Below are 13,890 nucleotides of genomic sequence, written 5' to 3' on the forward strand. Positions count from 1 at the left end.
GCAAGAATGCTAATTGCTTTAAAGGTACCCAATCATGCTAAGTCCTAGAAGAACAAAATTCCGCAAACAACAGCGCGGACGAATGGAAGGAATCGCCACCAGAGGTAATAATCTCAATTTTGGTGATTTTGGTCTCCAAGCTTTAGAACCCGCTTGGATCACTTCGCGTCAAATCGAAGCTTCACGTCGGGCAATGACTCGCTATATTCGTCGTGGTGGCAAAATTTGGATTCGCATATTTCCTGATAAACCTGTAACGATGCGCCCAGCAGAAACGCGGATGGGTTCAGGTAAAGGTTCTCCTGAATATTGGGTGGCAGTTGTCAAGCCAGGACGAATTTTGTTTGAAATTGCCGGCGTACCCGAAGCAACAGCACGGGAAGCAATGCGTTTAGCAATGTATAAGCTACCAATTAAAACCAAGTTTGTTGTGCGTTCAGAGGAGGAGGTTTAGAGTATGCCACTTCCTAAAATTTCCGAAGCAAGAAATTTAAGTGATGAAGAAATAGTTGCCCAGATTGTGGCGCTAAAGAAGCAATTATTTCAACTACGCCTTCAGAAAGCCACGCGACAGTTGGAAAAACCACATCAGTTTAAGCACGCTAGACACCAACTAGCACAATTACTCACTGTGGAACACGAAAGAAAAGCAGCAGCACAATCTCAGTCTGGTGCAGAAGAATAGGTAACTATGGCAATTAAAGAACGAGTTGGAGTTGTAGTAAGCGACAAAATGGCAAAAACCGTGGTGGTTGCCGTTGAAAACCGCGCTTCTCATCCCAAATATGGAAAAATCGTCGTCCAAACGCGACGCTATAAAGCTCACGACGAAGCAAATGAATGTAAAGAAGGCGATCGCGTCCGCATTCAAGAAAGTAGACCTCTCAGCCGCACGAAACGCTGGGTGGTTAAAGAAATCCTTAGTAGTGCCACTACTAGCTAGACAATCGGGAGATTAGCTGTGATTCAACCCCAGTCTTACCTTAATGTTGCTGATAACAGCGGTGCGCGAAAATTGATGTGCATTCGCGTTATGGGTGCAGGTAATCGCCGTTATGGCGGTGTAGGCGATGTAATTATCGCTGTAGTCAAAGATGCCATTCCCAATATGGCAGTTAAAAAATCAGATGTTGTGCGTGCAGTGATTGTCCGGACACGCAAAGGATTGCGTCGCGATAGTGGCATGAGTATTCGTTTTGATGACAATGCAGCAGTCATTATTAATGCCGATGGTAATCCTCGCGGTACTCGTGTTTTTGGACCAGTTGCCCGCGAACTGCGCGACAAAAACTATACGAAAATTGTTTCCCTGGCTCCGGAGGTGCTGTAATGGCTGCACAGAAGAATGGATCTGCACCGATTCGCTACAAAATGCACGTCAAAACCGGAGATACCGTACAAGTGATCTCAGGTAGCGACAAGGGCAAAGTCGGTGAAGTCCTCAAGACGTTTCCTAAATTAAGCAAAGTGATCGTTCAAGGCGTGAATGTCAAAACCAAGCACGTCAAACCCACACAAGAGGGCGAATCCGGTCGCATTGTAACTTCAGAAGCACCGATTCATAGCTCTAATGTCATGCTCTACTCGACAAAGCAAAACGTTGCTAGTCGCGTTTGCTACACCTTTAACGAGCAAGGTCGGAAAGTCCGAATGCTCAAAAAAACTGGTGAAATCCTTGATAAATAGCTTAATTTTCCTGACCAAGACCAGGAAGTAGTAGAAGTAAAAACTATGACAGCACGACTCAAAAGCTTATACCAAGAACAGATAGTCCCGCAGTTGATGGAGCAGTTTCAGTATACAAATATCCATCAAGTGCCAAAGTTGACAAAAGTAACAGTAAATCGAGGTTTGGGCGAAGCCGCACAAAACGCGAAAGCGCTTGAATCGTCTATTAACGAGATTGCCACAATTACAGGTCAAAAACCCGTTGTTACGCGTGCCAAAAAAGCGATCGCTGGCTTTAAAATTCGCCAAGGTATGCCAGTTGGCTTGATGGTGACATTGCGTGGCGAACGGATGTATGCCTTTGTAGACAGACTTGTTAACTTGGCATTACCTCGTATTCGTGACTTTCGTGGTATCAGCCCTAAAAGCTTTGACGGACGCGGTAACTATACCCTTGGTGTTCGCGAACAACTGATTTTCCCAGAAGTTGATTACGACAGCATCGATCAAATTCGGGGTATGGATATTTCCATTATCACTACAGCAAAAAACGATGAAGAAGGTCGCGCATTGCTCAAAGCAATGGGAATGCCTTTTCGGGATCAATAACGTTTATTAAGAGGAAACGATGGCGGCTAACGACACAATTGCAGATATGCTGACGCGCATCCGCAATGCAAATATGGCGCGGCATCAGACAACACAGATACCAGCCACAAAAATGACCCGCAGCATTGCTCAAGTATTAAGGGAAGAAGGCTTCATTGCCGATTTTGAAGAGACAGGCGAAGGCGTTAAACGCAATTTAGTCATCTCACTCAAATATAAAGGCAGAAATCGCCAACCTTTGATCACTGCCTTGAAGCGAATTAGTAAACCAGGTTTACGAGTTTACTCTAACCGCAAAGAGCTACCACGGGTACTCGGAGGCATCGGTATTGCGATTATTTCTACTTCTAGCGGCATCATGACCGACCGAGAAGCCCGACGTCAAGGCTTGGGTGGTGAAGTGCTTTGCTATGTTTGGTAAGACAGCTAGCTATTAGCTGGTTGATTAGGAGTTAATAAGTCATGTCTCGAATTGGTAAGCGCCCAATTACGATTCCCGCCAAAGTCCAAGTGACTATTGACGGGTCACAAGTTAAAGTCAAAGGTCCGAAAGGCGAACTCTCGCGCATGCTGCCAGCCACAGTAACAATCGCCCAAGAGGGTGAAACACTACTGGTTAAACGAGTTGATGACTCGCGCACAGCCCGTCAGATGCATGGTTTGGCTCGCACCTTGGTTGCCAATATGGTTGATGGAGTCTCGCAAGGATTTCAACGTAGGTTAGAAATTCAAGGAGTTGGCTATCGTGCTGCAGTTCAAGGTCGCAACCTCACACTTAACGTAGGATATAGTCATCCAGTTCAAATCGAGCCTCCTGAAGGAATTCAATTGGCAGTAGAAAATAATACCAACGTTATTGTTAGTGGTTTCGATAAAGAACTAGTAGGCAATACGGCAGCAAAAATTCGCGATGTTCGCCCTCCAGAACCTTACAAAGGAAAAGGCATTCGCTATTCTGGTGAATTTGTCAGACGTAAAGCTGGTAAGGCAGGTAAGAAGTAATGAAGTTAGATCGCAGAGAATCTAAAAAGATTCGCCATCGTCGCATTCGTGGGAAAGTGAATGGTTCCTCAGAACGCCCTCGTTTAGCAGTGTTTCGTTCCCATCAGCATATCTATGCTCAAGTGATTGACGATACACAACACCATACGCTTGTTTCGGCTTCAACGCTCGATCCAGATTTAAAACCATCCCTGAAATCTGGTGCTACTTGTGAAGCATCTACAGAGGTCGGTAAATTAATTGCGCAGCGATCGCTAGAAAAAGGTATATCAAAAGTCGTGTTTGATCGTGGTGGTAATCTCTATCACGGTCGCGTTAAAGCCTTAGCTGAAGCCGCACGCGAAGCAGGATTAGATTTTTAATTGTGCTGGTGGCTAACCAATTATTAGCAACAAGCATAAAATTACTAGAAAGGATACAAAATATGGCAACTGGTGGTCGTCGTAAAAGTAACCGTGTAAAAGAAAAAGAAACTAACTGGCAAGAGCGAGTTATTCAAATTCGCCGTGTTAGTAAAGTCGTAAAAGGTGGTAAAAAACTCAGCTTCCGCGCAGTTGTTGCTGTTGGCAACGAACGCGGTCAAGTCGGAATCGGCGTTGGTAAAGCTGGAGATGTCATCGGTGCTGTAAAAAAAGGTGTCGCTGATGGTAAGAAACACCTCATTGATGTGCCACTCACCAATTCCAACTCGATTCCACATCCGATCAATGGTGATGGCGGTGGCGCGCGAGTCATGATGCGTCCAGCAGCACCAGGAACCGGAGTAATCGCTGGTGGTGCAGTTCGTACTGTGCTAGAACTGGCTGGCGTGCGCAACGTCCTAGCTAAGCAACTGGGTTCTAATAACCCGCTTAATAATGCTAGAGCAGCTGTTAATGCGCTATCAACTTTACGTACTTTCTCTGAAGTCGCAGAAGAACGTGGCGTTCCCATCGAAAATCTCTACGCCTAAACTCACAAGTTAAGTAATTTTGTCCAACTCAGAACTAGCATCAAGTCAATGAGACTAACTGATCCTAAGCCTCAAGCAGGCTCAAAAAAACGCCGTCGTCGTGTTGGTCGTGGTATTTCTGCTGGTCAAGGAGCAAGTGCAGGTCTAGGTATGCGCGGGCAAAAAGCTCGTTCAGGTAGCAGTACAAGACCAGGCTTTGAAGGCGGTCAACAACCTTTATATCGCCGCATTCCGAAGCTAAAAGGCTTTCCGATCGTTAATCGTAAGCAGTACACTACGATCAATGTATATAAGCTGGCATCACTTCCTGCCAACACAGAGGTAAATCTAGCTTCATTACGCGAAGCCGGAATCATTACTGCTGTAAAAGGACCACTAAAAATTTTGGGTGATGGGGAATTAAATGTTCCTTTACAAGTTCAAGCAGCAGCTTTCACAAAGCAAGCACGGGAAAAAATCACCGCAGCTGGTGGAAATTGCGAACTCGAATCGTCCAAAGTATAAGTATCCTGTTTTTTGGTAGACGAGTACCTTAAACAGCGCCAGCTAGATGACAAAAAAGGTACCTCTTTATGATCAGTAGAGACAAAGCCCCAACGGCGCAAGAAACTTTTATGCAGATGGCACAAGCAGCTGGTTTACGAAGGCGGCTGCTTGTCACTGTTGGTATTTTAATTTTGGCTCGCCTTGGCGTTTTCTTGCCTGTTCCAGGAATTAATCGCGATTTATTTGCTCAAGCAAGTCAAACTGGCAATAATGCTTTATTTGGTTTCTTAGATATTTTCTCTGGAGGTGGACTTTCTACCTTAGGAGTATTTGCTCTAGGAATTTTGCCGTACATTAATGCTTCCATTATCATCCAATTGTTAACCGCTGCTATCCCAGCTTTAGAAAATCTTCAGAAAAATGAAGGTGAAGCCGGACGGCGGAAAATTTCCCAAATTACGCGTTATGTGTCTTTAGGTTGGGCAATTCTTCAAAGTATCTTTATTGCTGCTTTTTGGTTGCAACCTTATGCTTTTAACCCAGGACCTGTCTTTGTCGCCGAAACGGCGATCGCACTTGTAGCAGGTTCTATGTTTATCATGTGGGCATCTGAATTAATTACCGAACGAGGTGTTGGTAACGGAGCATCTCTTTTGATTTTTGTCAATATTGTTGCTTCCTTGCCAAGAGCCTTAGGAGACACAATCGCATTTGCTCAAACTGGCAGTCGAGAAGCAGTAGGAGGCGTCGTTGTCCTGCTATTAGTCTTTCTCGTTATGATTGTTGGTATTGTCTTTGTGCAAGAAGGAACCCGCAGAATTCCGATTATTTCTGCACGTAGACAAGTCGGTCGGCGCTTTTTTCAAGAACAGCGTAGCTACCTACCTTTACGACTGAATCAAGGCGGCGTTATGCCGATCATTTTTGCTTCGGCTGTTTTAATATTGCCAGCGTCTTTAGCAAGTTTCACGCGCAATGAATTCCTTTTAAGAATTGCTAATTATCTCAGTCCTAATGGTCCTACGCCTTGGGTTTACGCTCTAGCTTATCTGGTTTTAATTCTCTTTTTCAGTTACTTCTACGCTACTTTGATTGTTAATCCAGTAGATTTAGCACAAAACTTAAAGAAAATGGGAGCTACCATTCCTGGAATTCGCCCAGGTCGAGCGACAAGTGAGTATGTAGAACGAGTCTTGAACCGATTAACTTTTTTGGGAGCAATCTTTTTAGGTCTAGTAGCAATTGTGCCAACGGCTGTCGAAAGTGCAACTCAAGTCCGAACATTTCAAGGATTAGGTGCAACGTCTTTACTGATTTTGGTTGGTGTTGCTATTGACACAGCAAAACAAATTCAAACATACGTTATTTCGCAACGTTATGAAGGAATGGTGAAACAATAGTGACGCGATTGATTTTCCTGGGAGCGCCAGGTGCTGGTAAAGGGACTCAAGCTGAAACTTTGGCTCACCACAGGAATATTCCTCATATATCAACTGGTGACATTTTGCGCCAAGCCATGCAAAAACAAACGCCCTTGGGTGTTAAAGCGCAAGACTATGTTTCGCGTGGTGAATTAGTTCCCGACCAACTGGTTAATGACTTAGTCAAGGAACGCCTTTATGAACCGGATACTGAGCAAGGATGGATTCTTGATGGATTCCCGCGCAAAGTTAGTCAAGCAAGCTTCTTGGATGAACTGCTACAAGAAAAGCACAATCATCAAGTTGTGCGAGTTGTTAACTTGGAAGTACCTGATGATGTTTTAATGGCACGATTATTAGCACGCGGTCGTGCAGATGATAACGAGGAAGTTATTCGGCGGCGTTTAGAAGTTTACCGCGAACAAACTGCACCTCTTATCGATTTTTACCGCGATCGCCAACAACTTATTTGTGTAAATGGCGATCAATCTTTGGATGAAGTCACTGCTGAACTACTCGACGTGATTGATTCTTGAGAAGCATGTTGAATTTAGAAGCATCGGTAGTAATACACTTAACTTCAAATTACAGCTTACTGCCAGCTTCTAGTTTTACATCTCAAATCCCAAGTCAATCTTTAATAAGATATATTAATAGTAATTTGGGATGTTTTAAGGTTTGTCATCGCTCAAAACAACGATGATGCTATTAGCTGCTTTGAATGACAAACAGCTTGTTGAGTTGAGGAAAATTCAAATTGTCTAAACAAGATTTAATTGAGATGGAAGGCACGGTAACTGAATCCTTGCCTAATGCAATGTTTCGCGTGGATCTTGATAATGGTTTTAATGTTTTAGCACATATTTCGGGCAAGATCCGCCGTAACTATATCAAAATTTTACCTGGCGATCGCGTCAAAGTAGAGCTAACGCCATACGATTTAACAAAAGGAAGAATTACATACCGTCTACGTAAGAAATAACTTCTTTTGTTGAGGATTAAAGGCGATTCCTGGCTGTCAACGGGCTCTTTGAGCCTTGCTTCACCCATAAAAATATTGATATAATATAGAGTTTGTAATAAAGGAAAAGATGAAAGTTAGAGCATCAGTCAAGAAAATTTGTGAAAAGTGCAGCATTATTCGCCGCAAAGGTCGAGTTATGGTAATCTGCCAAAATCCAAAGCACAAGCAACGTCAAGGCTAAACAGTAACTGAAACAATGTCCGTTAAGGCATTACTAATATTATCGTAGCGATCGCAGGAATAGGGAGAAGTTTATTGTGGCAAGAATTGCAGGTGTAGACCTTCCACGCGATAAGCGTGTCGAAATAGGTCTTACATATATATACGGGATAGGGCTGACTCGTTCAAAAGAAATTTTGGCTCAGACGGGCGTTAATCCGGATACTAGGGTAAAAGATTTAAATGACACAGATGTTGCAGCATTAAGAAGCACAATTGAAAGCAACTATCAGGTCGAAGGAGATCTCAGGCGCTTAGAAGCAATGAACATTAAGCGCTTAGTTGATATTGGGTCTTATCGTGGTCGTCGCCATCGTATGGGCTTACCCGTACGCGGACAACGGACTCGGACAAACGCACGAACTCGCCGTGGTAGACGCCAGACTGTAGCAGGTAAGAAGAAAGCACCTGGTAAGTAAGACTTGAATCATCCAGATCCACAAAAAGTAAAGCCAATTATTTCTTAGTGTTATGGCGCGACAACAAAAAAAATCCGGTGCGAAAAAGCAAAAACGCAATGTACCAAATGGTATTGCTTACATTCAATCTACTTTCAATAACAGTATAGTCACGATCGCTGACCAAAATGGAGACGTCATCTCCTGGGCTTCAGCTGGTTCGAGTGGCTTCAAAGGTGCCAAAAAAGGAACACCATATGCTGCACAGACAGCAGCAGAAAGTGCAGCCCGACAAGCAACAGATCAAGGTATGCGTCAAATAGAAGTCATGGTCAGTGGACCAGGCGCGGGCAGAGAAACAGCAATTCGAGCATTGCAAGGAGCAGGGTTGGAAATTACGTTAATTCGAGATATTACCCCAATTCCTCACAATGGTTGCCGTCCACCAAAAAGACGTCGAGTTTAACTCAAAGCAAGCTTCTTAAACAAAGCTTAGACCATGTTGCAAGCAATATTAAGAGCAAATTGTCTCGTCTGCCTCCGCTGCAGTTCATAAACGAGTGACAACGGGGCATTTGCTCAATTTAAGTCAGGCAAACAACTTTGCCTAAATTGGCATCTAAATTACTAAGGGAGGTTACTCCGTGGCGCAGTTTCAAATTGAATGTGTCGAGTCTAATACTCTAGAGAATCAGAGTCAATACAGTAGATTTGTCCTGGAACCTCTTGATCGCGGTCAAGGGACAACAGTTGGAAATGCGCTCAGACGAGTTTTACTGTCTAATCTTGAAGGTACAGCAATTACTGCTGTCCGGATTGCAGGTGTCAGTCACGAATTTGCGACGATTCCAGGAGTTCGTGAGGATGTGCTGGAAATTCTGATGCGCATGAAAGAAATCGTTCTCAAAAGCTATTCTTCACAACCTCAAATTGGGCGTTTACTCGTTACTGGACCTGCGACAGTAACTGCCGAACATTTCGATCTTCCTTCAGAGGTAGAAATTATTGACCCCAGTCAATACGTTGCAACCGTTGCTGAGGGCGCAAAAATAGAGATGGAATTTCGGATTGATAGAGGCAAGGGATATCGCACTGTTGAACGAGGGCGCGATGAAGCTACTGCTTTAGATTTTCTGCAAATTGACTCGATTTTCATGCCAGTCCGCAAAGTTAATTACAGTGTTGAAGATGCTCGTGTTGACGGTTCGATGCAGAAAGACCGCTTGATTTTAGAAGTTTGGACTAATGGTAGCCTAACTCCACAAGAGGCACTTTCCTCTGCAGCAAATATCTTAGTCGATTTATTTAACCCACTCAAAGATATCTCGCTTGAGGCAATGAAAGATGAATTGCCAACAGATGAAGATCCCACTAGCCAAATTCCAATTGAAGAACTTCAGCTTTCTGTAAGAGCTTATAACTGCTTGAAGCGGGCACAAGTTAATTCAGTAGCAGACTTGCTAGATTACACTCAAGAAGATTTGCTAGAGATCAAAAACTTTGGGCAAAAATCAGCAGAAGAAGTCATCGAAGCTTTACAAGATCGTTTGGGCATTACTCTTCCTCACGAGAAGTCCGCAAAACCTTCATAATTGCTTAGCTGTAGTAAGTTTCTAGCAGTGATTCAAAATATTCACAAAACTTCAAATTGTAGAAATTAAACCTCACCATGCGTCACCGTCGTCGTGTTCACCAACTTGGAAAGCCAGCTGACCAGCGTCGCGCTCTTTTAAGAGCATTGACTACAGAGTTAATCCGTCATGGACGAATTACTACTACGAAAGTCCGCGCCAAGGCAGTCAGATCAGAAGCCGAAAAAATGATTACTTTAGCCAAAGATGGTTCTCTAGCTGCTCGTAGAGAAGCACTAGGTTATATCTACGACAAACAACTTGTTCATGCCCTATTTGAACAAGCACCTAATCGTTATGGTAGTCGGGCTGGGGGATATACTCGAATCTTACATACTGTCCCACGTCGAGGCGATAATGCTGAAATGGCGATTATCGAACTCGTGTAGATCAATCGAATTTCTTGTTTTTGAGAAGTTGTATGGTTGCCCCAAACTACGAGCTAAAATACCGAGTAGCCTTAGTAATTCAATACTTGGGTACTCACTTTCATGGCTGGCAACGGCAACTTCAGCTACGTACTGTACAAGCAGAAATTGAAAAAGCTATCGAGCGCGTACTCGGTTATCCAGTGGCGCTTCACGGTGCAGGGCGAACTGATACTGGTGTTCATGCAGCAGCACAAGTTGCACATTTCGATGCCACTAGTCCAATTCCAGCAGAGCGTTGGGCACCAATTCTTAACAGTTATCTTCCTGACGATATTTTGATTCGTGGATCTGCATCTGTCAACAGTAACTGGCACGCTCGATTTGATGCTAAGTGGCGGCGCTATCGCTACACGCTATACACCGAACCTCGACCGAACTTGTTTGTTAAGCCTTTTAGTTGGCATTATTATTATGCAGCTTTAGATGAAAATCTCATTCGCTCGGCACTACAACCGTTACTTGGGAAACATCACTTAGCAGCCTTTCATCGGGCAGGTTCTCGTCGAGCGCATTCATGGGTAGAAATACAAGCAGTGGAGTGCGATCGCCAAGGAGCATTTATCAATATTGAAATCCAAGCGGATGGCTTTTTGTATGGGATGGTACGGTTACTAGTAGGATTACTTGTTGACGTAGGAAAAGGTAGTTTATCGCTCGATAGGTTCACAGAACTTTGGCAGCAGCAGCAACGAGAGTATGTTAAGTACGCTGCACCTCCTCAGGGTTTATGTTTATTGCGGGTTGGTTATCCTGATTTTCCTTTTTCTCAAGAAGTTTGGTACGAAACTCTACCACAATTAGTGCTGCCAGCTATCAACAATGTTGCACAAGAAAAGAGGCAAGTCATAAACCAAGACATCCTTTCATCAAGTATTAACGTTTAAGTACTAGTGATTCACTCGTAAACAAAATATTACATCGTTGATCTATCAAACAATATCAAGAGGATACTAAAACACTAATGAACAAAACCTATGTTCCAGCCCAAGATTCCGTCAAACGTGATTGGTATGTCGTCGATGCAGCTGATCAGCGTCTAGGTCGGCTAGCTACTGAGATCGCGATGATTTTGCGCGGTAAAAACAAACCAGAATTTACACCGCACATGGATACAGGCGGCTTCGTAATTGTGGTCAATGCCGATAAAGTTGTTGTGACTGGGAAAAAGCGCAGCCAAAAGCTTTATCGTCGCCACTCAGGACGTCCAGGCGGAATGAAAACAGAAACTTTTGCGCAACTACAATCTCGAGTTCCCGAAAGAATTGTAGAACACGCTGTTAAAGGAATGCTGCCCAAAAACAGTTTAGGACGGCAATTATTTACCAAACTGAAAGTTTACGCTGGTGCAGATCATCCTCACCAAGCACAGCAACCACAGGAAATTAAAATTCAGACAATTCCAGGAGAGCAATAATGCAAGCAATAGATACGACTAGCGATCGCGTAATGTATAGAGGAACTGGTCGCCGTAAATCTTCCGTAGCGAGAGTGCGCTTAGTTCCTGGCGATGGACAAATGATCGTCAACGGTAAACCAGGAGATCTGTATTTTCAATTTAATCCTAATTACCTCTCAGTCGCTAAAGCTCCACTAGAAACCTTAGGGTTAGAAAGCGAGTACAACATTTTAGTCACTGCTCATGGAGGCGGATTAACCGGACAATCTGATTCAATTCGTTTAGGAGTCGCCCGCGCACTGTGTCAGCTCGACCCAGAAAACCGCTCGCCATTGAAATCTGAAGGCTACCTAACACGCGACCCCAGAGCAAAAGAGCGGAAAAAATACGGCTTACATAAAGCACGGAAAGCGCCTCAGTTCTCCAAACGATAAAAGTTCACAGCTTTTAGATTTTAGTGTTCTGAAGGTATGTTGAGCGCTGAAGTCTAAAAGTTACAATAGAGATAAACATACAAAAACATATATCATGGCAAAATCTGATCTTCATCCTCAATGGTATCCAGAGGCAAAAGTTTACTGTGATGGGAAACTAGTTGCTACAGTAGGTTCGACTAAACCAGAACTGCACGTTGATGTGTGGTCAGGAAATCATCCATTCTATACAGGTACGCAAAAATTAATCGATACTGAAGGTCGAGTAGAACGCTTCTTACGGAAGTACGGCATGATGGACGCTGAGCAATCTACAGGCGACGACAAGAAGTAGCTGAGTTAGATAGTTGAACCGAAGACTGCATTTTGTGAACTTCTACTATCTTGCTTGAGCGATCGCACTTTATGCCTGAAACTTACCTGCTAAACAAACTCAAATCTGTCGAACAAACTTTTAACGAACTCACTCGCCGCCTGGCTGATCCCGATATTGCTAGAGATCCTAGTGAATATCAAAAGATCGCTAAGGCACGTTCTTCATTGGAAGAAGTCGTGACTACTTATGAAACCTGGAAAACTACTCAAGATGAATTAGTGGGAGCCAGGGAAGTCATGAAAGAAGCAAATGGTGACTCAGAGCTACAAGAAATGGCAGCTTTAGAAGTCGCAGAACTAGAAGAACAACTAGAGCAGTTAGAAGTTCGCTTGAAAATCTTGCTACTACCACGCGATCCTAACGATGAAAAGAACATCATGCTCGAAATTCGGGCGGGAACTGGTGGTGATGAAGCAAGTATTTGGGCAGGCGATTTAGTACGAATGTACTCGCGCTATGCAGAAAGCCAAAGTTGGAAAGTTAAGCTTATCAGCGAATCGCTAGCAGAAATGGGCGGTTTTAAAGAAGCCATTTTAGAAATTCAAGGCGATCAAGTTTATAGCAAGCTAAAGTTTGAAGCAGGAGTTCACCGCGTCCAACGAGTTCCTGTTACTGAAGCAGGCGGACGAGTCCATACATCAACAGCTACTGTAGCAGTGATGCCAGAAGTTGATGATGTCGAAATTGAAATTGACCCGAAAGATATTGAAATGTCAACAGCGCGTTCGGGTGGTGCGGGTGGACAAAATGTCAACAAGGTAGAAACAGCGGCTGACTTGTATCACAAGCCTACTGGAATTAGAATCTTTTGTACCGAAGAACGCAGCCAGTTGCAAAATAAAGAACGCGCAATGCAAATCTTGCGGGCAAAGCTGTATGAAATGAAGTTACGCGAACAACAAGAATCTGTGACTTCCATGCGGCGATCGCAAGTTGGTACAGGATCGCGTTCGGAAAAAATTCGTACCTACAACTACAAAGATAACCGCGTCACCGATCACCGCCTAGGACAAAATTTCTCTTTAACTCCATTTCTAGAAGGAGATTTAGAGCCAGCCATTCAGGCTTGTATTTCTCAAGATCAGCAAGAACGCTTAGCAGAACTAGCGACTTCGGGGACGGGTTCCTAGTTGAGGTGAAGTGATTAGTGGCGCTTTGGCTAGTGGCTAGTATTGAGTTTTGAGATTTGAATTTTGTAGAATGAGTAGCTTATTGGTTTTTGTGATTGTGGCGGCGTGCTTTTGCCATGACAGCTTGGATGTAGTCAGTTTTGGCATTAGTATAAGCTTCGCGATTGGTTTTGAAGCGTTCGGCTAATTGACGTTTTAAAGCGGCGTAATGTTGTGCTTCTTCAGGATGCGATCGCAAGTAATCTCGAAACAAAAGACGCTCCCACAGATCGCTATCTGCCTCAACTAAATGCAGGTGGTGAGTGCGCTGTAAACCATATGGTGGCATCCCTTTAACTAAGAACATTTGCCCAGGACGAGGATCTTCTTGCCAGTAAGCGTATCCTAATGCTTCTAGTAGTGTATGCGACTTTTTAGCTTCTTTTAGAGAACGCACTTCAACCAAAAGATCAATAATAGGTTTTGCGGCTAATCCAGGAACTGCTGTGCTGCCAAAATGTTCAATGCGCGTAACCAAATCATTTCCTAGTACTTGCCAAATCGTTGTGGCTTCCTCTTCAAACTGCTGCGACCAACGGGGATCGTATTCAACAATAATTATTTCATCCATGAAATAAATTATAGAGGTTTGGCATTGTCAAACCCCTGCAATGACAAATCTCTGGATTTACCCTATTTGATTATTAAAATCCTCTTCTATCAATTGTTAAACT

25 protein-coding genes are annotated in these 13,890 nt (G+C 43.7%); 24 read left to right on the forward strand and 1 reads right to left on the reverse strand.

Annotated features, from left to right (window positions below):
- Nucleotides 1–34: 34 nt before the first annotated feature.
- The 24 genes from rplP (at nucleotide 35) to prfA (ending at nucleotide 13,177) form a co-directional block, all read left to right on the forward strand.
- The gene (gene rplP, locus IQ230_RS07130; RefSeq protein ID WP_193931345.1) at nucleotides 35–454 is read left to right on the forward strand and encodes a 50S ribosomal protein L16; all 420 of its coding nucleotides are present in this window, start codon (nucleotides 35–37) and stop codon (nucleotides 452–454) included.
- Between the two features lie 3 nt (nucleotides 455–457).
- Nucleotides 458–685 (forward strand): 50S ribosomal protein L29, encoded by a 228-nt coding sequence (gene rpmC, locus IQ230_RS07135; protein WP_193931346.1) that lies wholly within the window; start codon nucleotides 458–460, stop codon nucleotides 683–685.
- Between the two features lie 6 nt (nucleotides 686–691).
- Nucleotides 692–943, forward strand: coding sequence for a 30S ribosomal protein S17 (gene rpsQ / locus IQ230_RS07140; RefSeq protein ID WP_099701404.1), 252 nt, complete (start codon nucleotides 692–694; stop codon nucleotides 941–943).
- An 18-nt stretch (nucleotides 944–961) separates the two neighbouring features.
- On the forward strand, nucleotides 962–1,330 hold the full coding sequence (gene rplN, locus IQ230_RS07145) for a 50S ribosomal protein L14 (RefSeq protein WP_099701405.1): 369 nt from the start codon (nucleotides 962–964) through the stop codon (nucleotides 1,328–1,330).
- Nucleotides 1,330–1,686: a 50S ribosomal protein L24 gene (gene rplX / locus IQ230_RS07150; protein ID WP_228054655.1), complete on the forward strand. Its 357-nt coding sequence runs from the start codon at nucleotides 1,330–1,332 to the stop codon at nucleotides 1,684–1,686. Before rplN ends, rplX begins: the two co-directional genes overlap by 1 nt.
- 45 nt (nucleotides 1,687–1,731) lie before the next feature.
- Entirely contained in the window at nucleotides 1,732–2,277 is a 546-nt protein-coding gene (rplE, locus tag IQ230_RS07155; RefSeq protein ID WP_193931347.1) for a 50S ribosomal protein L5, read from the forward strand.
- Between the two features lie 19 nt (nucleotides 2,278–2,296).
- The gene (gene rpsH, locus IQ230_RS07160; protein WP_099701408.1) at nucleotides 2,297–2,698 is read left to right on the forward strand and encodes a 30S ribosomal protein S8; all 402 of its coding nucleotides are present in this window, start codon (nucleotides 2,297–2,299) and stop codon (nucleotides 2,696–2,698) included.
- A 41-nt stretch (nucleotides 2,699–2,739) separates the two neighbouring features.
- The gene (gene rplF / locus IQ230_RS07165) at nucleotides 2,740–3,279 is read left to right on the forward strand and encodes a 50S ribosomal protein L6 (RefSeq protein WP_193931348.1); all 540 of its coding nucleotides are present in this window, start codon (nucleotides 2,740–2,742) and stop codon (nucleotides 3,277–3,279) included.
- Nucleotides 3,279–3,641 carry a 50S ribosomal protein L18 gene (gene rplR, locus IQ230_RS07170; protein WP_193931349.1) on the forward strand — a complete coding sequence of 121 codons (363 nt, stop codon included), beginning with the start codon at nucleotides 3,279–3,281 and terminating at the stop codon, nucleotides 3,639–3,641. Before rplF ends, rplR begins: the two co-directional genes overlap by 1 nt.
- A gap of 62 nt (nucleotides 3,642–3,703) precedes the next feature.
- Entirely contained in the window at nucleotides 3,704–4,231 is a 528-nt protein-coding gene (gene rpsE / locus IQ230_RS07175) for a 30S ribosomal protein S5 (protein WP_193931350.1), read from the forward strand.
- Between the two features lie 48 nt (nucleotides 4,232–4,279).
- On the forward strand, nucleotides 4,280–4,735 hold the full coding sequence (gene rplO, locus IQ230_RS07180) for a 50S ribosomal protein L15 (protein ID WP_099701412.1): 456 nt from the start codon (nucleotides 4,280–4,282) through the stop codon (nucleotides 4,733–4,735).
- Between the two features lie 68 nt (nucleotides 4,736–4,803).
- The gene (secY, locus tag IQ230_RS07185; protein WP_193931351.1) at nucleotides 4,804–6,117 is read left to right on the forward strand and encodes a preprotein translocase subunit SecY; all 1,314 of its coding nucleotides are present in this window, start codon (nucleotides 4,804–4,806) and stop codon (nucleotides 6,115–6,117) included.
- Entirely contained in the window at nucleotides 6,117–6,674 is a 558-nt protein-coding gene (locus IQ230_RS07190) for an adenylate kinase (protein WP_193931352.1), read from the forward strand. Before secY ends, IQ230_RS07190 begins: the two co-directional genes overlap by 1 nt.
- A 221-nt stretch (nucleotides 6,675–6,895) precedes the next feature.
- Nucleotides 6,896–7,120, forward strand: a complete 225-nt coding sequence (infA, locus tag IQ230_RS07195) for a translation initiation factor IF-1 (protein WP_006276978.1) — start codon at nucleotides 6,896–6,898, stop codon at nucleotides 7,118–7,120.
- A gap of 109 nt (nucleotides 7,121–7,229) precedes the next feature.
- Nucleotides 7,230–7,343, forward strand: a complete 114-nt coding sequence (gene rpmJ / locus IQ230_RS07200; RefSeq protein ID WP_099701415.1) for a 50S ribosomal protein L36 — start codon at nucleotides 7,230–7,232, stop codon at nucleotides 7,341–7,343.
- Between the two features lie 76 nt (nucleotides 7,344–7,419).
- Nucleotides 7,420–7,800, forward strand: coding sequence for a 30S ribosomal protein S13 (gene rpsM, locus IQ230_RS07205; protein ID WP_099701416.1), 381 nt, complete (start codon nucleotides 7,420–7,422; stop codon nucleotides 7,798–7,800).
- A gap of 52 nt (nucleotides 7,801–7,852) precedes the next feature.
- Nucleotides 7,853–8,245 (forward strand): 30S ribosomal protein S11, encoded by a 393-nt coding sequence (gene rpsK / locus IQ230_RS07210; RefSeq protein ID WP_099701417.1) that lies wholly within the window; start codon nucleotides 7,853–7,855, stop codon nucleotides 8,243–8,245.
- 178 nt (nucleotides 8,246–8,423) lie between these two features.
- A complete protein-coding gene (locus IQ230_RS07215) occupies nucleotides 8,424–9,371 on the forward strand; it encodes a DNA-directed RNA polymerase subunit alpha (protein ID WP_099701418.1) in 948 nt (315 codons plus the stop codon).
- A 77-nt stretch (nucleotides 9,372–9,448) separates the two neighbouring features.
- Nucleotides 9,449–9,799 carry a 50S ribosomal protein L17 gene (gene rplQ, locus IQ230_RS07220; RefSeq protein ID WP_099701419.1) on the forward strand — a complete coding sequence of 117 codons (351 nt, stop codon included), beginning with the start codon at nucleotides 9,449–9,451 and terminating at the stop codon, nucleotides 9,797–9,799.
- A 32-nt stretch (nucleotides 9,800–9,831) separates the two neighbouring features.
- Nucleotides 9,832–10,725, forward strand: a complete 894-nt coding sequence (gene truA, locus IQ230_RS07225) for a tRNA pseudouridine(38-40) synthase TruA (protein WP_193931353.1) — start codon at nucleotides 9,832–9,834, stop codon at nucleotides 10,723–10,725.
- A gap of 77 nt (nucleotides 10,726–10,802) precedes the next feature.
- The gene (rplM, locus tag IQ230_RS07230; RefSeq protein ID WP_193931354.1) at nucleotides 10,803–11,255 is read left to right on the forward strand and encodes a 50S ribosomal protein L13; all 453 of its coding nucleotides are present in this window, start codon (nucleotides 10,803–10,805) and stop codon (nucleotides 11,253–11,255) included.
- Entirely contained in the window at nucleotides 11,255–11,671 is a 417-nt protein-coding gene (gene rpsI, locus IQ230_RS07235; RefSeq protein WP_193931355.1) for a 30S ribosomal protein S9, read from the forward strand. The genes rplM and rpsI overlap by 1 nt, the downstream gene beginning before the upstream one ends.
- Nucleotides 11,672–11,765: 94 nt before the next feature.
- Nucleotides 11,766–12,005, forward strand: coding sequence for a 50S ribosomal protein L31 (rpmE, locus tag IQ230_RS07240; RefSeq protein ID WP_099701423.1), 240 nt, complete (start codon nucleotides 11,766–11,768; stop codon nucleotides 12,003–12,005).
- 71 nt (nucleotides 12,006–12,076) lie between these two features.
- Nucleotides 12,077–13,177: a peptide chain release factor 1 gene (gene prfA / locus IQ230_RS07245; protein ID WP_193931356.1), complete on the forward strand. Its 1,101-nt coding sequence runs from the start codon at nucleotides 12,077–12,079 to the stop codon at nucleotides 13,175–13,177.
- Nucleotides 13,178–13,256: 79 nt separating this feature from the next.
- On the opposite strand, the gene IQ230_RS07250 is transcribed toward prfA, so the two are convergent.
- The gene (locus tag IQ230_RS07250) at nucleotides 13,257–13,787 is read right to left on the reverse strand and encodes a GrpB family protein (protein WP_193931357.1); all 531 of its coding nucleotides are present in this window, start codon (nucleotides 13,785–13,787) and stop codon (nucleotides 13,257–13,259) included.
- Nucleotides 13,788–13,890: the final 103 nt, after the last annotated feature.

The organism is Gloeocapsopsis crepidinum LEGE 06123, from assembly GCF_015207655.1.
In the GTDB taxonomy this organism is placed as follows: domain Bacteria; phylum Cyanobacteriota; class Cyanobacteriia; order Cyanobacteriales; family Chroococcidiopsidaceae; genus Gloeocapsopsis; species Gloeocapsopsis crepidinum.